We start from the raw sequence: 23301 nt of genomic DNA on the forward strand, positions 1-23301 counted from the left end.
CGACCTTTCCCTGCAGACAAACCTCTAAAACAAAAGCATGCAAACCACAGCGCTACCCAAGTTAAGAATCTCCGCCCTTGCCCTCACTGCCAGCCTGGTTGCCGGCTGCGCACCGGCCGAAAACAACAGCAACGTCATCAAGCCCGAGGGGGAAAAATACCAGCCAACCCCGGAATCTCTCAGCCACTACGAGGTGCCCGAATGGTATCAGGACGCCAAATTTGGCGTCTGGGCTCACTGGGGTCCCTATTCGGTGCCAGAATACCGGGGTTACCATGCTGCGGAATGGTATCCAAGGCATATGTACAGCCGGAAGAACAACGAAAATAACTTTTTCAAACACCACAGTGAACACTATGGTGATCCCGCCGAATTTGGCTACAAGGACTTGATCCCTTTGTTCAAGGCCGAACAGTTTGACCCGGATAAGTGGATGGATCTGGCGGTTGAGGCCGGGGCTAAATTCTACACCGTTGTCGCACAGCATCACGACGGGTTTGCCATGTATAACAGCCAGCACACCCGCTGGAACTCCGTTGAAATGGGCCCGGAGAGAGACATCACTGGCGAGCTGCTCGAAGCCGCCCGAAAACGGGGACTGAAAACCGGCGTTTCCAACCATTTCGCCTTTAATCTTGAATATTACCGGATGAACCATGAAGAGGGCGGCGACGTTGGTCCCGACACTTACGACCTCTATGGGCATGGTAAAGCGGTGGATCAATGGTATCTGGAGCGATGGTGGAACCGAACAACTGAAGTCGTCGATATTTACCAGCCCGACCTTTACTACTTCGACTGGGGCTGGAACAAATGGCCGGAATTCGAACAACCCAGAAAGGATTTCCTCGCCTATTTCTACAACAAGTCGATAGCGTTCGGCAAAGGCACTTTTGGCCAGCCCGGCGTAGTGATGAACTTTAAAAACAAGCGTATGCTGCCACAAGGAAGCGCTGTTCTGAATATGGAAAGGGGACGCTTTAACCGGATCCTGCCCATGACCTGGCAACAGGACACTTCCATCAGCAAGCATTCCTGGAGTTATGCCAGAAACGATGAATACTGGTCTGCCAACGAACTGGTGGATCAACTGGTGGATGTGGTGTCCAAAAATGGGGTCGTAATGCTGAATTTCGGTCCCCGTGCCGACGGTTCAATCCCTGAGGAATATACCTCCCGACTCAGGAAAATCGGCCAATGGCTGAAGCTTAATGGCGAAGCGATCTACAAAACCCGTCCGTTCCAGATATACGGCGAAGGGCCAACGGTGGTTACCCATGAAAACAGGAAGGCACTTCATGACTACGGCTACCATTATAAAGCTCAGGATATTCGCTTTACCCGAAGCAAGGATAACAGAACCCTGTATGCCATCGCACTGAACTGGCCCGGCGACGGAAAGGAGCTAGTGATCACTTCGCTCAACAAAAAGGCAATGAATCTGTCCAGCCTCCAATCGGTAACCATGCCCGGGGTCGAGGGTGAGCTTGGCCATCGCCAGACCGATAAAGGCCTGATCGTGACCATGCCCGGTGAAAAACCCACGAACTATGCCCACCCGGTCATTCTTCGTTTTTCTGAAAAGCTCCCTTTATTAGCTAACTGACCGAACCCTGTCTTCCATGGGTTTCCATGGAAGACATCAATCACCCTCTCCTGAACAATGCCACCTTTTCCAACCGCCCTTGAAACCCGTCCAGAAACCACTTCTGAACAGGGGTCAACAACAGCCAGGGCAGTACCAGCAGGCAGATGGCCAGAGACCCCATATAAATATCGGTAAACCAGTGAGCACCCACCATAATACGGGGCAGGCTGAACAGCACCACAAATGCGACACCCAGCCACTTGGCCGGCCAGGGGAAGTAACGAAGCATAAAGGCCGCAAAAATCATCAGCATCATGCCGTGGTCCCCAGGAAAGCTATTGCTGGAAGCATCCTTGGTCGGCCAGTCCAGAAGCTGTGTCAAACGCACGGCGTCCGGCAGATAAAGAGAAGGGCTGGGGCGCTCAAAAGGCAGCAGATTAGCTAGCTGCTTACAGACCAGAGCCACCAGCACCATCAGCAGCCCAATGGCTACTACCTGAAGGCGATCCCGGCGCCCCCCGTGGAAATAAAAGTGCCCCATCACCAGCAGCATGGCAACCAATGACACCAGATCAAACAGACGGTAATTCATCACCGCAAGTACATGGCGCCAGACAGAGCTCACAATGATCCAGTGGTCAAAATACCGGAAAATACCCTGGTCCCAGATGGACCAGAAGCCATGATCCGGCAGCAGTAGCCAGCTCAGGGCGATGGCAACACCCACAGCGTTCAGCAAGGCAATGGACAGTAAGTTCTTCACAGGCGACATCAGGCTTTCCTGTTATACAGTCAACGGCAGACGTTCATTTCAACAACCTGCAGCTCCACCAGAAAGCAGGCTACAGATTGTCCGTTAAAACCGCCGAAGATACTCCTGCCCGACTCTGTAAAGTAACCCGGAATTAACGAAGCGATAAACGGCTAGCCCTCATTCCAGAGGGGACGCTACAACCGGGGGTCCTGCTTGACCACTGAAATATTGCGAACAACAGCGGTTTGCACGCCTCCAGCCTTGCCAACTTCCTGACTGAAACGGAAAAAGACCCGCAAACGGTCCTCAAGCTCATCCAGCCTTCGGCCCGAAAAGTGAAATTCACGATCAGTGACACTGAAGCGGATCACATCGCCTCCTTCTTCCCTGGTTTTCTGGTTACCGCGGAAGACCTGGGTAAAAATCATCATCTCCCCTCCACTGCCTGTCACAGTATCCGCTTCTGCAGAAATAATATAACGGGTGCTCAGAGGGTCATTCGGGTCCAGCACAAAGTCTTGATAAACCTCTGCGTAGTCACCTTTTGAAGCCCCGGTTGAACTGCTGAACTCCAGTCGGCTAGCTCCATCTGAACCCGCAACATTGACAGTAACAGCCCCTTTGCTTTGTGGCGTCCAGTTGCCACTGGAACTATCCAGCTCAATCCCCAACCTGCGAACCGACAGGTTATCAAACACGTATCGTACGTATTTGGGCGCCACACTCTGATTCCGCTTTACCTCAAAGCTGACATGCAGAAAGTCGGCACCAACAGGCTTGCGGGTCACCAGCTCAAAATCCACCTCAGGATGATCCCTGTCCATGATATTGCTGTATTCTGGAGCATACGGTGAGTCATTATCCGGGTTTTGATCGTCATCCCACTGAACTTTCAGATAGGCTTGATCGCTGGCATCGGTCATCAGGATTTTTCCCTGTGCCCGCAATACCAGAGGCGTCGGTGTGGGTAAATCCGAAAGATCCAGGGTCTGCCGCAAAGCGCCGGATTCAGAAGTGACCTCTTTGGTATTTCGAATCTCCCCACTGTCTCCATCAATAGACAAGTCTCCGGTTATCCCGTAATACTGAAAATCACTGTCCACCTTTTCCCAGCCATCCAGTTTGTTATCAAAACTGGCGTTAATCACCGGCAACCGATCTGCCTCAGCCTCGAAATCATAAGGCCCAAAGCCGTAACCGGGTGGTAATGGCCTGTCATCAGAACGGCTGTCCCTGGCAATCAGCCGATCAATCACTCCTTTGTTCCCATAACTATCACGCAAATGCTCCACTAACCCGAAGAAACCAAAAGCGGCATCAGCAACCCCCAACCGGTTCAGCTCCCAGGAGGGGTTATCGTTGGAGTAACGGGTCAACATATAAGCACCGATGGTTCCATCCGGACCGGTCACTCCAGGCTGCCCCTTGAGTTTCTGGCGACGTCCATCCCGATAGGCAAAATACCCTCCCACAAGAGGAGCACTGTCCCCATACATACCAAACCCAAGAACCGCGGGAAAATGAGTGATGGTGTCCGGATGGTTCACTAAGCTGTCTGCGTTGTAACCGCTGGTTTCCGTCCCCCCGGCGGAAAAGGCATTGAAATAATCCGGGTTGTTGTCGTCGGTCCAGGCCGCCTGATGCCCATAGAAATGTTTAAAATTCTCTCTCCAGGCCGCACTCTGGCGATGGTTCTTGAAAAATATATGTCCATACTGCTCAACGAAGGAGGCTATCTGGTGTTTGATCACCGGCTCCTCATTCAGCCAGCTGGTCTGGTATTGATGATTTTCCCGGTGTTTCCACCAGTCTTCGTAAGCCCAGAAGGCCATCGGGTCAAACATGGGCGCCAGCTCAGCAAAAAGATAAGACTCCTGGTAAGGCTTGGATGTGCTGAGTTTATTCTCGGGAGAAGGACCATGGGTCTGGGGCTGCTGATCCACTTTCCCGTAACGGCGCAGGTAGTCCGCATAATTTTTCTGTCGCCCAATGATGGTGTTGGCCGCTGCCTGTATCTCCTGATTATCCGGATAGAACTCCCTGGCCCGAAGAGTGGCATGAACCAGCTTGCCCGTTGCATAGATTGAGGCGTGGCCATCGTGCTGGGAACCCGAGGCAATGCCTTCCCCGGTATCCGGGTCGTAACTGGAAAAGTACAGTCCATCCCGGGTCAGCTCCGGCTTGACACCATCCTCATGCAACCCCGCATAGCGGATGAGGATTTGTTTGACATTGTCTTCAGCAGAATGGTTGAACATGACTTCATCGGTCATCAATGCCAGGATTACCCAGCCGGCCGGGCCAGTGCCTACTATTGAATAACGATTCAATCCTGGCCGGGCTTCCGAGCCAGACACCCAGCCATTCCTGATGCCATCAGGCCAGAGGAGCGTATGAAAATACGTTATATATTGCTCATATTCATCTTTCACCCAGCCGTCGTAAGCCATCCGGTCATCCGAAAGATCCTCCATAACCAGCGGATGGCCACTGGCCAGTAACATACGACCATCGGCAGTGGCGGCAATGTCCGAGGCCTTTTCGATGGGAGCGTAAAACTCCAGTGTCAAATTCCCATTCTGGCGAAGTTTATCCGTTGTCAGGTAATGCAACGCATTCCGGTCACCCTCATCCACCAGCAGATAAAGCCCGCCATCACCCTCCCCACCATAGGTACGGCCAAAAGTTGCAGCCTTCAAACCGGAAACGTCCATCAGTGGCTCAACGGACGAAGAACCGGTATCCAGTCGATACAGGGTGCGTGACGTAGTGATGTAACCCTTAAGATCGGCACTGTCGATTGTAATGTCATGAACACCACGCCCATCCAGTGTCTTTCTGCTCAGCAGTGTACCGGTTTGATCATTGCGCCCCGCCTGATAGCGAAGAATCTGACCATCCCCCGTTCCCACCCACAAAATACCATTGTGGTGAGATAACCCGAGGTTACCTGTGTCGGGAAGCCTGTTGAGATCAAGACTGTCGACAAATGGCACCAGAGATTGAGTGTTGGTGTTAAACCTGAGGATACTGTCCTGCTGTGCGCCCGCGACCGTGATAAACAACAACCGGCCTGATGAAGAAAAAGCAAGGCCAACCGGTCCCAGCTCATCACCATGAACGGTTGAACCATCAGGCAGGGCCCCCTTCAGGTCATCCGCCGTGATCTGCGCCACCGGGTTCTGGTGTATATCAAATACCGTCACGGAATCCGAGGCCCGATCCGCTACCGCATACAATCCGGCGTAGCGAGCCGCTGCAACAAGATCGGCACCGGGAGCCTCGCCCCAGGGCTCCACCTGTATAAGCGCAGACTCTTCAGGTCTGTCAGGTTGTTCGGTCGCAACTTCTTCTGAGTCTCCAGTACAACCAGCCAGGAATAGAGAAAGTGCCAGAGTAGTGATCCGTAAAACTGTCATTGTCTTTTTTCTTGTTGAGCCTGGTGCAAATCAACCCTGAGGGCACTGTGCAAAACCAGGTAATGAGAGATTGTTCCCTTCAACATAAACGCCCCCAGCTACAACTGGAGGCGCTTTTTATTCACCGGTCATTGATGGCCACGCCACCCGGTACTTACCGGAAACTCCCGCTTGGACCACCCCCACTTCTGAGGCTCGTTGACCTTCTCCCAGTCGTCATAAGTTGCCTGAAGTTTCTTAGCAACTTCCGGGTAACGATCAATAACATTGTGCTGCTCACTGATATCCTGACTGATTCTGAACAGCTGGGGCTGGCTGGCTGGATTCAACTTGTTTTCCTGAATCAACTTCCATTCATCATCACGAATCGCCATGGACATATTGGTATCCCAGAACAGATAACGACTCGCCAGTTTTTTCTGCTCTCCTTTCAGGTAAGGCAGCAGGTTGGCCCCCTCCAGCTGCCACTCAGGCTTCACCTCAACTCCTGCCGCTGCAAGAGAAGTGGTGAGTATATCCAGGGAAATAACGGGCTGGTCCAGCGTCTGACCTGCAGGGATTTTACCTTTCCAGGTTACGGTATAGGGAATTCGAATCCCCCCTTCCCAGTACGTCCCCTTGGTGCCCTTTAAAGGTGTATTCCAGGAATAGTTGTTTTTGGGCTTGCCGCCATTATCCGAGAGGAAAAAGATCAGTGTATCTTCTTCCAGCCCTTCGGCCTTCAGCTTATCGAGAATCCGGCCGATGTTTTCGTCCATGCTGTAATTCATGGCCAGCAATTTACGACGCCCTTCGTCCTTTATATGACTGAACCGATCAAGATCTTCTTTTTTTGCCTGCATGGGCGCATGCACCGCATTAAAGGCAACGTAAAGGAGGAAAGGCTCATTTTTATGCCGGTCAATATAATCCACGGCCTCCTGACCAAAACGATCGGTCAGGTAATCATCAAAATTGTCTACCAGCTTCCCATTGCGGTACATGGACTCCCATGGACGGTGTACAAACTCCTGCCGATTGGTTGATCCTCTCCAGTAGTCCGCAGCGCCATTATTGAAGCCAAATACCTCTTCAAAACCACGATTATGGGGCCAGAATTTAGGCTCATCCCCATCATGCCACTTACCCACCATACCGGTTCGGTAACCGGCTGCTTTAAAGTAGTCACCCATTGTCAATAGATCGGTAGGCAGCCCCATCTCAACCGTTTCGTCCCGTGTATAAGGCGCAGTATTGTCATGATACCCAAACCGCTGCTGGTAGCGCCCCGTAAGCATACCCGCCCGGGAAGGCCCACAGACACTGGCGGTAACGTAGCCGGCCGTCATAATGGCACCGTCCGCAGCAAGGCGGTCCATATGAGGCGTTACAACATCTTTGCTCTGGTTCTGGAACCCTGCATCCGCATAGCCCATATCATCCGCAAACAACACCAGCACATTGGGACGACGAACTTCTTTGACCACCTTTGCTTCCGGTGCGGCCGCTGCCTGAACATCTACTGGCTGAAAACCGGAAACCGCAGCTGCACAAGCAGCAGCCAGCAATCCCATTTTTAACTTTGGGAGAGAAATCATGAAAGTACCTGTGTTTAACACTTGAAAAAACAGCTCATCAGACATTCACTGAGACACCGACCTTGGCAAACACCCCTTTCCGGTCACCCCAGCTCCACTGGGTCGGATAGAACTGCTCACCCTTTCGATAACCGGGGTTCATCAGGCCGGCAAAGATCTGGTTGATCGGAATATCGGAATTGAGGTTTTCATTGTTCAGACCCTTCGCCGTCAGCTGCAGACAGAACCTTAGAAGCCTTCTGGCCGTAATCACCGACCGATAAAGCAAGGGAGCCTATGACAATTGAAGTCAATATAAACGTTTCGAATAGAGTGATCAATTTCACCAATCCTCATAGAGCGTTTATAAAATACACAAACTATTGCCACCCCCCTAAAACAGCGGGGGTTACGGAAATCAGCACTTCCCAGAAAACAACAGACTCTTGATGTACATCAAGACTCCCCCTTTCACTTCTTCAACAAACGTTAAATTATGTATAACCCCTGACCAGCCATGGCCTATAGAGCAAGCCCCATTGGTTAGCGGCACTCTGCCACACTCCATACTGTTCAAAATATCGACTGCTTTTTGTAGTGTTTGTCGAAAAGAAACGTTTCAGTAAATCGCTTATTTTTCCTCATAAAAACACACACTGTCTCTCGTCCATCATTGCGGGAAACAGCCCCCCTGGGAATCCCCGAAACAGCAACAGACACCGGAATGGTTCCGTGATGCCAAATTCGGCATTAACCCCCATTGGACACCTTGAAATCAAGAACTCAACCGCCCATGAGGAGGACGCCAATAACGGCCAGGATATCCGATACCCAATCAAAGGATGGGCTCGCAGTGCACGCCTTTGCCCTGGGAGGGCCAGAAGGAAATGAAATTCAACTGAACTCGGTCAAGGTTCGCGGGCAAAACTGACCAACACGAGGAAAAACAATATCGGCCTCGAAAGGGGATGAAGGCAACTGACGACACGATTAATTATGCCGGTCTAATCTTGGCGGGTACTTTCCTGTAATAGTCCCAACCTTTCAAACTGCTCTTCCGGGGCATCGCATGCTCTCATCAGCTTCACCATTTCAACCATAAACATCCGTTCAATATCGTCTCTGTGAACCGGGTGCTCCTGCCCAGGGTCTGAACTCAAGTCAAACAACAAATGTCCTGTATCAAAGGGGTTGTAAAATGTATGGGCAGGTTTGGTTTTCAACACCTTCACCCCCTTGGTAAATGAAAAACCTTCCACTAACTCAGCACTCAACAACTCTTCATGGAAATAAAACTCCCGCATATGCATAGGCATCAGACTGTACTGATACAGAGGGGTGTTTTCTGGAGTGACGCAAGACCTCATATAGACCCAACGCCCATCTGTTATGTTGACATGCCCACCGTGATAGCCATACAGAGCATGACTCCGAATAGCCTGATGGTGCTCCAGGACGCCCTGCAGGGGCTTGCCTTGCATATCGATGGTTGGCTTGATATCAAAAGCATCGAGTAACGTTGGGGCAATATCAATGGTTTGCGCCAGCTGTGATCGGCGCTCGCCAGCCTTCCCAACCCTTGGGTCCCAGATAAAGAAAGGGGTGTGGGCTATTTCATTGTATACGGGCATGACTGACTTCCCTGACCAGCCTTTTTCGCCAAACAGAAACCCATGGTCGGTGTTTACAATCAGCATCGTATCCTGCCACAGGTTATGCCGATCCATACAGTCCAGAATGCGCCCCATCTGTTCATCGCAGAGATCCAGCAACGCCTGGTAGTGCCGTTCCGCCATCGCAATCTCATCCTCCGCACCTTTACTGTCGACGGAAGCGTACACCGGCCAGTCACTGAAATTATTCTTCAGGTCCGGGTCAATCTTCTCTTTAAAGCGATCCGGCGCAAAAAACGGCTCATGGGGGTCAAACACCTCCAACTGAAGAAACCAGTTATCCCGATCGTGGTGGGTCTCAAGAAAGTCCACACCCAGGTCAAAACATTGCACCTGGGTATGCCTGGATTCATCCGTCAGGTAGTGACGATTCACCTGATCGTGCTGCTCCAGATTGACCCGATCACACCGGACCAGGTTTTGCCACGTTTTCGACAGAGCGGGCTTCCAGGAATCCCCTTCCTGACCACGGACAAATTCATAGGAGTTAAATCGGTTGTGATAGGTGGCCCCACCGTCCTCCCAGTAATGCTGATGGTCTGTGATAAGGTGGGTATACACCCCATGATCCGAGAGGATCTGGGGTACTGAATCATCGAAAGGCTCCAGAGGAGACCAGCCATTGTGCAGGAAATTATACCGCCCGGTGTGCATCTCCCGGCGGGCAGGCATACAGGGCATACTGCCCACATAAAAGTTGTCAAAGGTGATGGTGTGCTTCTGTAACCGCTGAAAATGCTTTCTCCTGAAAGCGAAGGTATCCTCACTGTAGGCCGGTAATGCATCCCGTCGAAGGGTATCAAACATCACGATGATCGCTTTCATTCCGTATCCCCCACCAACATAAACGACGATTGCTGAGTGCGGTCAGAGGCCGTTCCTACAAAAACCGTAAACTCCCCAGGTTCCGCCCCCCAGCTCATATCCTGCCGGAAAAACGCCAGATCAGCAGAAGTCAGTGTAAACACCGCTTCCCTGGACTCTCCCGGTTGCAGGAATATTTTTCTGAACCCTTTCAGCTCCTTCACCGGGCGGGTAATGGAGCCGACATGCTGACGAATATAAAGCTGCACCACCTCTTTTCCCGCACGACAGCCCCGGTTAGTGATATCCACAGCCACTACAAGCTCATCGTCGTTCATTCTTAATACGTATGACGAGAGGCGAATTTCTGAGTAATCAAACTCCGTATAGCTCAATCCATGGCCAAAGGCGTACAGAGGCCGGTTGGGACAGTCGTCATATCGGGAGCGATACTCCTGGGTCATCTCATCCTCTACCCCATCCTCGTAAGGGTGACCGGTGTTTTTCATGTTGTAGTGGATGGGCACCTGACCGACGGAACGGGGAAAGGTCACCGGAAGTTTACCGGAGGGATTACAATGCCCCAGCAACACATCCGCAATGGCATACCCCCCACTGGTCCCCGGATACCAGGCATGAACAATGGCATCCATCGCCTGATCCTCCCAGCACAGTTCGTTGGGGCGACCGGACATCAGCACCAGCACCATGGGCTTGTTCAGCCTTTTCAACGCATTCATTAATGCCCGCTGATTACCGGGAAGTTCCAACCCTGTGCGACAGGACGCTTCACCGGACATTCGCCACTCTTCCCCCATGGCGAAAATAATCAGATCGGAGCGACTGGCCGCCTCAATCGCCTGCTGAAACGCCAGCTCAAGGGATGGGTCATCCTCAACCATGCGATCAACACTTTTGTCACGAATATAGTTTTCCTGACAGTCCGGCTTATGCAGGTAAGCGTATGTTGCGCCCCTGGCATAGTTAACCGCCACGGTCGCACCCAGGCGCTCTTCAAGCCCTTCCTTCAATGTGACCGGGTCCGTGGCCCGGTCACCAGCGCCAGCCCAGTTGCCAATCATGTCTTTTTTTGAGTCCGCCAGAGGGCCGATCAGGGCGATGGATGAGAGCGTTTCAGGGTTCAAAGGCAACGTTCGCCCACTGTTTTTCAACAGTACTATTGACTCACAAGCGGATGCCTTCGCCAGATCCAGATGCTCTTTGCAGAAAATCACTTCTTTGGCGCGACCAGGGGACGAATAACGGTAAGGGTCGGCAAACAGACCCAACCGCCATTTCATCTCAAGAATAATCCGTACAGAGTGATCGATTTTCGCTTCACAGACCTGCCCATCAGCCACAAGGTCTTTCAGGTAGCGATCGTAGGACAACCCCACCATATCCATATCAAGCCCGGCATTAAACGCCAGGCTGGCTGCATGGCGGTCATCTCGAGCATAGCCGTGGGGAATCAGCTGGTTAACCGAGGTATAGTCAGCCACCACAAACCCTTCAAACCCCCACTCTTTCCGAAGAATATCCTTCAATAACTTTTTTGAAGCAGAACAGGGCACGCCATTCAGTTCATTAAACCCGGCCATAACGGAAGCAACCCCCGCATCAACCATGGCTTTGAACGGTGGTAATTGTGTGCTTCTTAACTCCTGTTCAGAAACATCCGTCGTATGGTAGTCCCGGCCCGCCTGGGAAAGTCCATAGCCAACAAAATGCTTGGCCGTGGCCAGCATTGTATCGGGCTGGCTCAAATCATCGCCCTGAAAGCCCTTTACCCTGGCCACAGCCATAACCGACCCGAGATACACATCCTCCCCGGCGCTTTCTGCCATGCGCCCCCAGCGGGGGTCCCTGGCAATATCCGCCATGGGCGCAAACGTCCAGTTAATGCCATCTGCCGTGGCCTCCCTTGCCGCAACCCTTGCCCCGAGTCTGACCAGATCAGGATTCCAGGAGGCCACCTCCCCCAGAGATTGCGGAAAAATCGTTTTATGACCGTGAATAATGTCATGCCCTATCAGCAACGGAATGCCCAGACGGGTCTCTTCTACTGCCATTTTTTGAAGCCTGCGGGTCAGTTCCGCTCCGTAGGCATTAAACACCGCCCCCACACGTCCCTCCCGAACCATCTGCTCGTAGGCTTCGTTGACATATGGACCGGTGCTCCCCATAAATCCAGATTGAAGATTCAACTGACCGATTTTTTCTTCAAGCGTCATTTTGGCAAGCAGAGCTTCGATAAATTGGCTCATCCTGGGCCGGTCATCATTCCAGACTCTGGTCGAAACACATGTCCTGGACTTGCCCGGATCAAGCAAAACACCGGGGGCAGGAGCCAACGAGAAGTGAAGGGCAATGTTCTCAGTACAGACTTTCGTTCGCTCAGCAAGGGGCATGACGGTATTCACTCAACAATAAATCAACCCGAATTTCCTTATTCGCCGTAAATAAGGAAAATACAAAAAAAGTGATAAGACTCTATTTTTTCTACACATGCATTCATGTAATCACTGTATGACAACCCGCTTTATCGCTTACCTTTGCCCCCTTATTCCTCCCCCTGACCATCACCAGCGACCCCACCAGCGCAGTCAAAGGCATCACCAGAACAAGCCCGAAACTGCCCGCCAGGGTATGCATGATTTCCGCCGAGACGTAATTCATATTAAATACTGTCTCAAGGGGAACGCCCTGACCCATAAACGTCATCAGCATTAAAGTGAGACTGGTGGAGTAGGCCAGCAGCAAGGTTGTGGTCATGGTACCCATCACCGCACGCCCCACCCGTATACTGGCGGCAAACAGCTCAAACCGCGATATTCCGGGACTGGCAGCCACCAGTTCCTCCTGGGAAGCAGCAATATCCATGGCCAGATCCATCACCGCCCCGGCACAGGCGACAAAGATTCCGGAAACAAACAACGCGTTCAGATCCAGATCAGGAAATCCTGAGTAGAGCAGGGTTTCAGAAAAGGAACGCACGGCTCCGTTCAAGTGGAAAGGTTCATTCAAAAGAATGGATAGCAGACAGCAGACCAGTGTACCGGTCTGTGCACCAATAAAGGCAACAGCAGCCTTCTTGCCAAAGCCCCCGATGAGAAAAATGATCACCCCGTTCAGAACCGTTACTGAAGCCAGTGACATCAAAATGGGATCATAGCCGTTGAGGTACCCGGGAATCATAATTTTCCAGATCACCAGGGCGGTGAATACAAAGGAGAGCAGCGCCTTCATTCCGGTTCTGCCGCCCAACACTACCAGGGCTGCAGCAAACGCCAGAAAGAGCCACCCTTGAATGTTCAGCCGGTAATAGTCCGTTGCCCGGATGGAAAACAGTTCAGCTCTATCGCCAGCCTCTTCATGCACTTCACCGACATAAAGATTAAGGTGAACACGGTCGCCTGCCTTAAAGAGCTTATCCTGCTCTTTTTTACCCACCAGGATATTGGAGGATGGGTGAACCTGACCCCTGAACGGACCTTCAGCAATACGAACGGTCAGCTGCTGCTCACCTACCATCACCAGGCCAAACTTCTGCACCATGTCATTATTCACCTCCAGCACCTCCCCATGGGAGGGCTTCCAGGTCGCCTGCCTGGACTCATAACCGGTGGGCAGATAATAAAGGGCAAAGCAGAGTCCAGCGATCAACAAGACCAGCTGGACGTCACGATCAAAAAACCATCGGGGCATCCGGTATTAAATCTCCATGACCTGCTTCAGGCGCTTGAACACATCAACATTGTCGTAATAGCCGGAGAACTGCTCTGCCCCTTCTCCTACCGCACTGGTCACCACCGGCGTGGCGCTGTGGTAATAGCTGGTCCAGCCAATACCGGCCTTACTGTTCAGTAAGTGAGTCATCGCTACCGCCAGAGGCTCATATCCCCCATAGGCAATACGCTTAGCCCGGGTACGTTCTTTGCGGCGCTGGGCAGGAGGCTTCATACTCTCCTCCCAGGCGGCTCTTACCAGCTCCAGCTCCTCAGCATTCAATAATCTCTGCCTTGCGGCCCAGGCCACCCGTCTTCCCGGCGTGTTCTTTTTATGAGCCTTCAGCGCTTTCTGGACAGCAGCCATGGTTTCCGGTGTTTCCGGGCGCATGCCAAAAGCCTGCTCAATCAGTGCCAGCGCCTCTTCAAAACTTCCCTGACGATTACGCAGCTGAACCACCTCCCGGGAGAAACGGTCTGCCGTCATGACCTGTCCGTTCAAAATGTCGTAATTCATGGTGACGGCAGTAAAGCCCTGGGTCATCCCACCGGTTTCGTGATCTCCGGTTACCAGAATAAAAGTGTCTTCCGGATGCTTCTGATAAAAATCCCAGGCCACCGAAATCGCTTTATCCAGGGCCAGGGTTTCATGAATATTACCCACAGCGTCATTCTGATGGCCCATGGTGTCTATTTTGGCCCCCTCCACCATCATGAAAAAACCTTCCGGATGGTTTTCCATCAACTCAATGCCTTTACTGACAAACTCGTGCAAGGCCACCGTTTCCGGATTTCCGGCATCATCCAGGGCGTAATTGATCGGTGCTACCGCCACCCTCTTCCCCCCAGGCTCTTTATCCCCAGGCCCTTTATTCCCAGATGTGGCCGCCATCAACCCCTGACGGTCACGGGTCAGGGTGTAACCGGCCTGCTCTATAAGGTCATAGACATCAGGCTGATCTTTCTTTTTACCGGTGGGCTGGAGCAGATAGTTGCCACCAAAATAATCAAATTCGGATTCGGAAAGCTGCCTGGCAATATCGTAGTAATTAGATCGCCTCGGCGTTTTGGCATAAAACGAGGCAGGTGTTGCATGGTTAAGGGCAATACTGGTGACGATGCCTACTTTCATGCCCTTTGCTTTTGCCATTTCAGCAATGGTTTTGTGGGACTGACCATCAGGGGTCATTCCTACAAAACCATTATTGGTCTTTACCCCTGTAGCAAGGGCTGTACCGGAAGCAGCAGAGTCGGTGATGGGGTTATTCAGGGAATAAGTGGTGGTCAGACCCTGAACCGGAAAACGGTTCATCTGCAGGGCTTTTGCATTGGCGATCTCGCCGGGGGTGTACTGCCGGTTCATAAATGTCTCAGCGGCATTACGCTGCTGAATCGACATGCCATCCCCAATAAAATAAAACACATATTTTGGCGCAGCCATTGCGGTGCCAGCAGCGGCCATCAGCAAGCCAGCGACCAGTCCCCGAGCGACTCTCTTCATTATCTTCCCCCTCGAGCGTGCCCTAAAAAAAAAGCAGATTCCACCAAGCCTCTGGTAAAACCTGCCTTTTCCTGGCGCACGTCTTTAGACGTTTACGCATTATTACAATGAACATTACCAGCCCACCCCGTGAAACAGGGGCGGGTCAGGCATGGATTACAGACCGAGCTTTTTCCTTTCCTCGGGATACATGAACGGGTAGGGAGCAACAAAGTCAGACTCTGGCACTTCGTAGTCCTTACGCAGCTTTTTCAGCTGAGCCATCATCGTCTTGCGCACTTCCTTATACTCTGGATTATCATAGACATTGTTGATCTCGTAAGGATCATTCTCCAGATCGTACATTTCAAAAGAACCTGCACCGGTATAGAAGTTGATCAGCTTATAACGGTCGGTCCGGACACCATCATGACGGGGAACATTGTGAGCACCCTGCATATAGTAGTGGTAATAGAGGCCCGGGCGCTCAGTCTGCCACTGCTCTTCAGAAACCTTGCCAGTCATCAGACCCAGGAAAGATTTGCCCTGCATCTCAGCAGGCGTATCCACTCCAGCAATGTTCAGCAGGGTCGGAGCAAAGTCAATATTCTGAGTCATGGCATGAATTTTCTGCCCTGGCTTGATCTTGCCCGGCCAGCGCATCATCAGGGGCATCCTCATGGCTTCATCATACATGTAGCGCTTTTCCGCCCAGCCATGCTCACCAATAAAGTAGCTCTGGTCGGAGCTATAAACGACAATGGTATTTTCAGCCATATCGTTGTCGTCCAGCCACTGCAGAATGCGGCCAATGTTTTCATCCATGCTGTAAACCGTCGCCATATAATCCTGCATAAAGCGCTGGTACAGATAGCGGGTACGGGCTTTCAGGTTGTCTTCCGGGATGTTATCGCCATAGATCCGCTTATAAAGAGGAGTATGGGTCTTTTTCCAGTAATCCACATTTCTTTCGTCGTAAGCGTCATGCCATGCCTGACGCTGCTCCGCCGTCATCCGGTTCATCCAGTCGTTGTACTGACGACGTTCAAAGTCTGACATTTTCGCCAGCCACTTTTTACGAATCTCTTTTTCTTCTGCAGTACTGCCATCGGGCGGGAAGGCATTGACGTCGATATCGTTCAACCCATAAATCTGCATCCAGGCATTAGCAGCATGGTCACCCCGGGTATTGTAATCATCGAACAGAGTTGCCGGTTCGGGGAACTGGTGATCCTTGAACAGGTTCAGGTTGCGGATCGCAGGGCGACGGGGTGTATGAGGGGACTTGAACTGCACCATCAGAGAGAAAGGCTTGCTCTTGTCCCGCTCCTTATCCAGCCAGTTGATGGACTTATCCACAATAACATCGGAGGAATACCCCTGCTCGGAGTAAATCACTCCCTTATTGTTGATAAATTCAGGCTGATAATAGGTACCCTGACGGCCAGAGCCGTTCAACACAGTTGAATATTCAAATTCGGTAGTAGGCGCCGGCTCCATATGCCACTTGCCGATCAGGGCAGTCTGGTATCCTTTGCTGGCCAACAGCCTCGGGAAAATAATCTGGTTGCCATTCCAGCGGGAAGTGTTGTCGATCACGCCGTTCAGATGAGAATGCTTACCGGTTAAAACCGCTGCCCGGCTGGGCTGGCAGATGGAGTTACCCACAAAGTTGTTTTCAAAAATCGCGCCTTCCCGGGCGATCCGGTCAATATTCGGGGTATTGATGAACGTATCATCGTAAGCGCTGATGGCGCGGGTGGCATGGTCATCACTGAAAATAAACAGGATGTTGGGCTGCTCTGCAGGCTTTTCCGGCGCTGCCAGGGCGGACTGGGCCATCACGGAAGCGGCTGTCAGGACAATACCGGCCGTCCTGGCAACGGTCTTTGAGACCGTCATGGCAAGGGGGGAGCGTTTTAATGGCATAAGGCTTTGCTTCACTTGCTCTCTTGAAAATAAACTGAAAAAGTTTAAGAAAGTGTCAAAACGTTTAAACAGCAATATGGGGCCAACTATTTACACACAGCCACCCCAAAAGTCCACTTCACTGCGTTTTTTTACTGCCCATCACCAGAAAAACACCGTATTTATTGATTAAGATCACATGACCGCAAAATAAAGCAAAAACCACAGAGGGGCTCAGGCGTATATAAATCAGCCTTTAACTGTACGACAAAGTGAGAATTTAAAACGTTTCACAAGCAATACCCTTCGTCATCCGAACCCTATGTGAAACTTTAACCTTCATCCATAGCAGCAGGTTAAATGGTCAAATCAGACACCTCCCCTGCAATCACTCTGGCCCTTGTTCTGAGTCAAGGATACCGCCCCTCACTCTCTATAAGTTATCGCTACAAAGGCTGTATCCAGGCAACAAAACACGGCCGTTTGCAGACTGAATTGTCATCGGGGGGAAAAGCATATCCATGAAAAAAATGAACGATATAAAGAGGTTAGCTGGCATACTGCTGTCACTCCTGTTCACTCTTACCGGGTGCAGCAACGATGAAAGCACCTCATCCACCAGCAGCAGAAAAGTTCTGACAGTCGGCATAAGCGCTGATGCCAGAACCCTGGATGCCCATATGGCCAACGATGGCAGCTCACTGAAAGTCAACAAAATGCTGTATTCAAGGCTGGTTGAGGTAACCGGTGACCTGGAGATCATTCCCGGACTTGCAGAGAGCTGGCAACAGATTGACCCGGTCACCACAGAGTTCGTACTTCGCAAAGGAGTCCGGTTCCACAATGGCAATGAGCTAAAGGCAAGCGACGTTCAATTCTCTTTCAAGCGCATGACCCAATCCTCCCGGATTGCCTTTGTACTCCCCCCGGTTGAACGCATTGAGATCCTGGACGATTACACCTTCAGAATGATCACACGGGAATCCTTTGGTCCACTGCTATACCATCTGGCACATCCAGCACTTGCCATCCTGAACCAGCAGGCGGTTGAGCAGTGGGGAGAGGACTATCATGAGCACCCCATAGGTACCGGCCCCTACCGGTTTGTTCAATGGGACCGGGGAGATAAAGTGGTACTGTCCCGTTTCGATGATTATTTTCAGCCCCCCGCCGCCTATGATGAACTGATCTACCGGGTCATTCCTGAGGACTCCAGCAGAACCATCGGCCTGGAAACCGGCGAGCTGGACATTGCCCTGGAACTGCCCTCAGTGGATAGGGAGCTGGTCAAGAGCAACCCGAAACTGAAACTATTGGAAAAATCATCCCTGAGCTACGGGCACCTGGGGTTCAACAACACCCGGGAACTGTTCAAAAACAAAAATCTGCGCCTGGCCATCAACTACGCCATCGACCGCCAGGCCATCATTGATGCGGTACTTGACGGTGCCGGGGTAGTGGCGACCTCCCCCATTGCATCAGGTGTCTTTGCCTTCAGCCCGGACACCCCCTATTACGCCTATGACCTTGAAAAAGCCCGTGATTACTTCAAAGCATCGGGTGTACAGCCTGGCACCAGCATCCAGCTGATGATTTCCGAAGGAGGGCGAAATCGCCAGACAGCAGAGATTATTCAGGCCCAGCTGAACCAGATTGGACTCGACATCAAAATCCAGACCCTTGAAGTGGCCTCCTATCTGGAAGAGACTGCTGCCGGACGCTTCGATATGTTCCTGGGCAACTGGGGGTGTGTAACCGGCGATGCCGATTACGGCCTTTACGCAATGTATCACTCCAGCGCCAAGGGCAACGCCGGTAACCGAACCTTCTACGACAACCCTGAAGTTGACCATCTTCTGGAAGCAGGGAAAACCACCATCGACCCGACCGCAAGAAAACAGATCTACCGGAGAATCCAGAACACCATCATCAGCGATGCTCCGGATGTTATGCTCTTCAACCGCACATTGCTGGTGGGAACCCGGAAAGACATTGAAGGGCTGAACCTGAATCCCGTAACCCTCCACGACCTTTATCCCGTCACCAGTAAGCTGTAAAGCAGCGGACACAACAGGGCATACTACAGAATTCGGCTCTCCATCGGGGCCGGGCTCTACATACCAGGCTGTACTCTAAGCGATCATTTGGGAATAGTATCAATCCCAAACACCACGCATATGACAGCATATGTGATGCCTATAAAAGACATGCGAAAGCCAAGGCCCTGCATATAAAGCAGCCGGGTCCAGCCAATACCCAGCTCCTTTACAAAGGCCTCATAGACTTTCTGATGAACAACGCGGTCTTCAGCCGTCCTCCACCAGGAGCGAAACACAATATCCGTTGCAGGCCCCAGAGCCCACTGGCCAGGAATGCACCAGGAAGCCCCGATTTCAAACGGACGGGCATTGCGAAAGTAGATATCCTTGATCTGCTTTTTTTTGAACATCAGTGGAATAAAAGCGGACATGCACATTAGCATGCCGATGACTGTTATAAAGATAATGAGTGCACCACCAAACTCATGGATTGTGTATATATCCATATTACTTGAACCACTCTGGTAGCTTCTCAAAGAACAGTATCTCGGCACCCTCGCCAATTGCATCCCCAAAATCACTGCTGTACAAGGTTGACGCGCCCAGCAACAAGGCTCCTACCGCCCAGCCTGCAGGCCCTGTCAGAGCTACAAACCCCACCCTGATGCCCTGGGCGACAATCATCCGAGTCAGCAGTTTTCCTGTGATATTGCTCTCCAAAAAAACAGAGACTCAATTCTGTCACGCCATGCTTCTATGGTTATTTCCAGATCATTATTCGAATGACGAAAATTAGTAGCCTTGTATCAATTAGGAGTAGGGTCAATTCCAAACAGCAAGCAGATACCTGTATAAATCCCCCCAACAAACATCATGCGAAAGCCAAGGCCTTGCATATAAAGCAGCCGGGTCCAGCCAATACCCAGCTCTTTCACAAAGGCCTCATAGACTTTCTGATGAACAACACGGTCTTCAGCTGTTCCCCACCAGGAGCGAAACACTATATCCGTTGCAGGCCCAAGAGCCCACTGGCCAGGAATACACCAGGAAGCCCCGATTTCAAACGGACGGGCATTGCGAAAGTAGATGTCCTTGATCTGTTTTTTTTTGAACCATAACGGAATAAATGCAGGCACCCACATAAGCATGCCTATCAGAGAAGGAGTGATAAAAGCAATCATTAAAATCAGTTTAATGATGTATATTGTTTCTTCACTATTCATCAAAGAACTCTTTTACTGAATCCACCAGGTCAAAGGTCAACCACTCCGCCCTGTCCCCAAATGCTTCACTAATATTACTGTTATACAAGGTTGATACCCCCAGCAACAGGGCTCCTACAGCCCAGCCTGCGGGCCCTGTCAGAGCCACAAATCCCATTCTGATGCCCTGGGCGACAATCATTCGACTCAGCATCTTGCCTGTGACTGTACCCAAACCATAACTAAAGCCTAAAGAAACTGTATTATTTACCGTTAACCGGCTGGCCTGCTCCCGTGAAACCCGCTCATCACGCCAGGCATCCACAGTTTCATCTGCCTTGGGGATCGCGCTCAGAACAAACAGGGTCTTCCCAGCCCTGTCAAAGCCCTTGCTGAACTTGAAGGCATTGGTATAGACATCGCCCCACTGTTTCGGCATATCAAACGACCCGGTTCTGTGCCATTTGTAGATGTAACGATTTTTCAGGCCCAGATAGTTTTTCAGTGACGTCTGGCCGCTGGCTCTCAGGGGGCTTGGGGTATTCGGTATTGCATCCAGGGCATTTTTAATATGGCCAAGCTGCTGGTTCTGGAGTGACCGGAACTGTTTCATGGCCGGTGTAGACGGCCACTGACTTTTTGGAGTAGTCCCCAGTGTCGTATACAGGTTTCTGGCTCCGTTCTGAATATTCTGCAATGAGTCACGGATGCTGTTCGCCTGGGACCCCAGGCCGGTAATCACCCCACCGGTCCAGGCAACGGTGGACTGTGCCGGACTGTTGCTGTCGGCCAGGTTGCAGACATAACACACATCCTCAGCTTCCTGGGCAGCCATGGTGATATTGGTCACCGCATCATGGTTGCTCTGGAAGGCAGCTATCTGTTCCGGCCCCAGCTCCTGATAGACACGGTTGACCCCGGCAGCAGCAGAGGCCGCCTCCTGTTCTCTGGCTGTAAAGCCGGGCTTGGTCCAGGGCGAGAGCACCACCGGCTGGCAGGTTCTGACCATGCCACCCTGCAGATGCCGGTTAACGGACTGGAGGTGCTGGAGCACACCGGGATCACTGGTGCCATAACACTGGCCTGCCAGATCCGACAGCAGCGTATCCGCTTCCGGCATAATGACATAAACGTCATCAATGTCCTGAGCCCTGGATTGCATGGGGGACAGAGTGGACGACCTGGCCACGCTTGATCCCATCCCGGCATTGGTACTTGACTGCCCGGGCTGGGCAATGGTGATCTTGCCACCCACATTGCATTTCAAGGTTCCATCGGCCGTGAGCAGTTTTGACCCGTTCAGAACCACACTGTTGGCGCAGCCCCGCCATTTTCCGGAAAGACTGGGACTGCAGGGCTTATTGTCTTTTCTTGAACAGGCACCGAAGGGTTTGACATTGCCGCCAGCGGATGAATCATCGACGGTGGCCATCAGTGAGCTTTCCACACGGCCGGTGGCACTGGCTATGCTCAGGCTGGAAGGTGAAGAACCGCAATTACAGGTCAGTTTTGCGCCATGGGTGACAACTTTCACAGTAAGTCCCTATGTGTCAGACAGAGAAAAGCAGCAGGAATTGCTTGGTCTGTACTGTATAAGCATTGCAGGAGTGGAGGTAGAGCCAAAGGTCCGGTTGGGATGACCTGAGTCACAACCCGGGCAGTTTTCTGGTAGCAGTCCTGCTATCTTGAAAAACTCTGACACTCCCTTGCCATGCAAAACCGGGTTATGGAAATCGTTGACTGATATTTCGATAACGCTCAGGTTCCGTTCATGAAATACATTTTTCATTCCTCCTCTGCCACCGCCATTTTCCCGGAAAACGGTCAAAGTACCGACCTGGATCAATTTTTCGAACCGGGTTGAGCGTTGACAGGGTGACCCTGCCTCAATATGATGCCGAAACGTTTCTACAACACGGTACGAGCTTCTGTTCAAAGCCCGTTTCCAAACCCAGCAACATCAGGGAACACTTCAATGGCCCGGGTCAAGCTTCACAATATCAACAAGGTATACAGCAACGGTTTTCATGCGGTCCATGATGTGTGCCTTGACATCCAGGATGGCGAATTCATGGTGCTGGTGGGTCCTTCCGGCTGCGCCAAGTCAACCACTCTGCGGATGATGGCGGGCCTTGAAAGCGTTACCAGTGGCGATCTGATCATCGGGGAAAAGCGCTGCAACAACATCCCCCCCAAGGATCGAGGCATCGCCATGGTTTTCCAGAACTATGCCCTTTACCCTCATATGACCGCCCGGCAGAACCTGGCTTTCGGGCTGGAAACCGCCAGAAAACCGAAAGCTGAAATTGAAAAACGGGTGAAAGAGGCGGCAGAGCTGCTGGAAATCACTGAACTTCTGGACCGCAAACCCGGCCAGATGTCCGGTGGACAGTGCCAGCGCATCGCCCTTGGCCGGGCCATGGTGCGCAAGCCTGAAGTCTTTCTGTTTGACGAACCCCTCTCCAACCTGGATGCCAAGCTGCGTGTATCCATGCGCATGCGCATCAGCCGGCTGCACCAGCAGCTGAAAGAGTCCGGCCGTCCGGCCACCATGGTCTATGTAACCCATGACCAGGTGGAAGCCATGACCATGGGCGACAGGGTTTGCATACTCAATAAGGGTACCGTCATGCAGGTGGACACTCCGATGAATGTTTACCATCGCCCCAAAAACAAGTTCGTTGCTGAATTCATTGGCTCCCCTTCCATGAACATGTTCGAGGCCCAACTGGTTCGCCATGAAGACAACCTTATGGTGGAAGCATTTGGCCAGCGTTTTCTGCTGCCGGAAGACAAACAGGAACGGGTCCGCTCCCATGAGGGCAAGTCCGTTTATATGGGACTGCGTCCTGAGCACGTTGTACTCCATGACCCTGATGCTGAAGACAGCATCACTGCCAGCATTTCGGGCATAGAGGAAATGGGTTCCGAGTCTTATGTCTACTTTGACCTTCAGGGCAAGCAAATTATCTGCAAGCTGGTCAGCACAGAGCACAACCTGAAGCAGGCGGGCCAGGAATCCATCCGGTTCCGAATGAGCAAATGCCACCTGTTTGACAAAGACACCGGGGAAAACATTTCCCTGCCCTGAGAAATACCAGCCGGACAGCCAGAGCCTGCAAGGCGCAGCTGGCTGCCCATACCCGGGTT

The 23301-nt window shown here is 51.8% G+C and carries 17 protein-coding genes; 4 read left to right on the forward strand and 13 right to left on the reverse strand.

The features are described 5' to 3' along the window. Positions 1–37: 37 nt before the first annotated feature. Positions 38–1606 (forward strand): alpha-L-fucosidase, encoded by a 1569-nt coding sequence (locus ACNRUY_RS05045; protein ID WP_488110550.1) that lies wholly within the window; start codon positions 38–40, stop codon positions 1604–1606. A gap of 40 nt (positions 1607–1646) precedes the next feature. Here the strand turns inward: ACNRUY_RS05045 and ACNRUY_RS05050 are convergent, their stop codons facing one another. The 4 genes from ACNRUY_RS05050 to ACNRUY_RS05065 form a co-directional block, all read right to left on the reverse strand. Further along, positions 1647–2360, reverse strand: coding sequence for a phosphatase PAP2 family protein (locus ACNRUY_RS05050; protein WP_488110551.1), 714 nt, complete (start codon positions 2358–2360; stop codon positions 1647–1649). Positions 2361–2536: 176 nt separating this feature from the next. After that, positions 2537–5761 (reverse strand): hypothetical protein, encoded by a 3225-nt coding sequence (locus ACNRUY_RS05055; RefSeq protein ID WP_488110552.1) that lies wholly within the window; start codon positions 5759–5761, stop codon positions 2537–2539. Positions 5762–5889: 128 nt separating this feature from the next. Further along, the gene (locus ACNRUY_RS05060; RefSeq protein ID WP_488110553.1) at positions 5890–7338 is read right to left on the reverse strand and encodes a sulfatase-like hydrolase/transferase; all 1449 of its coding nucleotides are present in this window, start codon (positions 7336–7338) and stop codon (positions 5890–5892) included. Positions 7339–7375: 37 nt separating this feature from the next. Further along, on the reverse strand, positions 7376–7606 hold the full coding sequence (locus ACNRUY_RS05065) for a hypothetical protein (protein WP_488110554.1): 231 nt from the start codon (positions 7604–7606) through the stop codon (positions 7376–7378). 367 nt (positions 7607–7973) lie between these two features. Here ACNRUY_RS05065 and ACNRUY_RS05070 point away from each other — a divergent pair, with 367 nt between their 5' ends. Next, a complete protein-coding gene (locus tag ACNRUY_RS05070) occupies positions 7974–8090 on the forward strand; it encodes an alpha-L-fucosidase (RefSeq protein WP_488110597.1) in 117 nt (38 codons plus the stop codon). Positions 8091–8321: 231 nt separating this feature from the next. On the opposite strand, the gene ACNRUY_RS05075 is transcribed toward ACNRUY_RS05070, so the two are convergent. From ACNRUY_RS05075 to ACNRUY_RS05095, 5 genes are all read right to left on the reverse strand, one after another. Beyond that, on the reverse strand, positions 8322–9815 hold the full coding sequence (locus ACNRUY_RS05075; protein ID WP_488110555.1) for a sulfatase: 1494 nt from the start codon (positions 9813–9815) through the stop codon (positions 8322–8324). Then, entirely contained in the window at positions 9812–12061 is a 2250-nt protein-coding gene (bglX, locus tag ACNRUY_RS05080) for a beta-glucosidase BglX (RefSeq protein ID WP_488110556.1), read from the reverse strand. Before bglX ends, ACNRUY_RS05075 begins: the two co-directional genes overlap by 4 nt. A 247-nt stretch (positions 12062–12308) precedes the next feature. Beyond that, positions 12309–13502: a YibE/F family protein gene (locus ACNRUY_RS05085; protein ID WP_488110557.1), complete on the reverse strand. Its 1194-nt coding sequence runs from the start codon at positions 13500–13502 to the stop codon at positions 12309–12311. A 6-nt stretch (positions 13503–13508) separates the two neighbouring features. Continuing rightward, a complete protein-coding gene (locus ACNRUY_RS05090; RefSeq protein ID WP_488110558.1) occupies positions 13509–15023 on the reverse strand; it encodes an alkaline phosphatase in 1515 nt (504 codons plus the stop codon). A 156-nt stretch (positions 15024–15179) separates the two neighbouring features. Beyond that, positions 15180–16931 (reverse strand): sulfatase family protein, encoded by a 1752-nt coding sequence (locus ACNRUY_RS05095; protein ID WP_488110559.1) that lies wholly within the window; start codon positions 16929–16931, stop codon positions 15180–15182. Between the two features lie 500 nt (positions 16932–17431). On the opposite strand from ACNRUY_RS05095, the gene ACNRUY_RS05100 reads away from it, so the two are divergent. Next, on the forward strand, positions 17432–18967 hold the full coding sequence (locus ACNRUY_RS05100; protein ID WP_488110560.1) for an ABC transporter substrate-binding protein: 1536 nt from the start codon (positions 17432–17434) through the stop codon (positions 18965–18967). Positions 18968–19050: 83 nt separating this feature from the next. Here the strand turns inward: ACNRUY_RS05100 and ACNRUY_RS05105 are convergent, their stop codons facing one another. From ACNRUY_RS05105 to ACNRUY_RS05120, 4 genes are all read right to left on the reverse strand, one after another. Then, a complete protein-coding gene (locus ACNRUY_RS05105; RefSeq protein ID WP_488110561.1) occupies positions 19051–19455 on the reverse strand; it encodes a hypothetical protein in 405 nt (134 codons plus the stop codon). Between the two features lies 1 nt (position 19456). Beyond that, on the reverse strand, positions 19457–19633 hold the full coding sequence (locus ACNRUY_RS05110; RefSeq protein WP_488110562.1) for a hypothetical protein: 177 nt from the start codon (positions 19631–19633) through the stop codon (positions 19457–19459). A gap of 122 nt (positions 19634–19755) precedes the next feature. Next, positions 19756–20172: a hypothetical protein gene (locus tag ACNRUY_RS05115; protein WP_488110563.1), complete on the reverse strand. Its 417-nt coding sequence runs from the start codon at positions 20170–20172 to the stop codon at positions 19756–19758. Then, positions 20165–21685 carry a DUF4280 domain-containing protein gene (locus ACNRUY_RS05120; RefSeq protein WP_488110564.1) on the reverse strand — a complete coding sequence of 507 codons (1521 nt, stop codon included), beginning with the start codon at positions 21683–21685 and terminating at the stop codon, positions 20165–20167. The genes ACNRUY_RS05115 and ACNRUY_RS05120 overlap by 8 nt, the downstream gene beginning before the upstream one ends. A 441-nt stretch (positions 21686–22126) precedes the next feature. Between ACNRUY_RS05120 and ACNRUY_RS05125 the strand changes: the two genes are divergently transcribed. Next, positions 22127–23242 carry an ABC transporter ATP-binding protein gene (locus ACNRUY_RS05125; RefSeq protein ID WP_488110565.1) on the forward strand — a complete coding sequence of 372 codons (1116 nt, stop codon included), beginning with the start codon at positions 22127–22129 and terminating at the stop codon, positions 23240–23242. Positions 23243–23301 lie beyond the last annotated feature (59 nt).

Source organism: Endozoicomonas sp. Z74 (assembly GCF_057680865.1).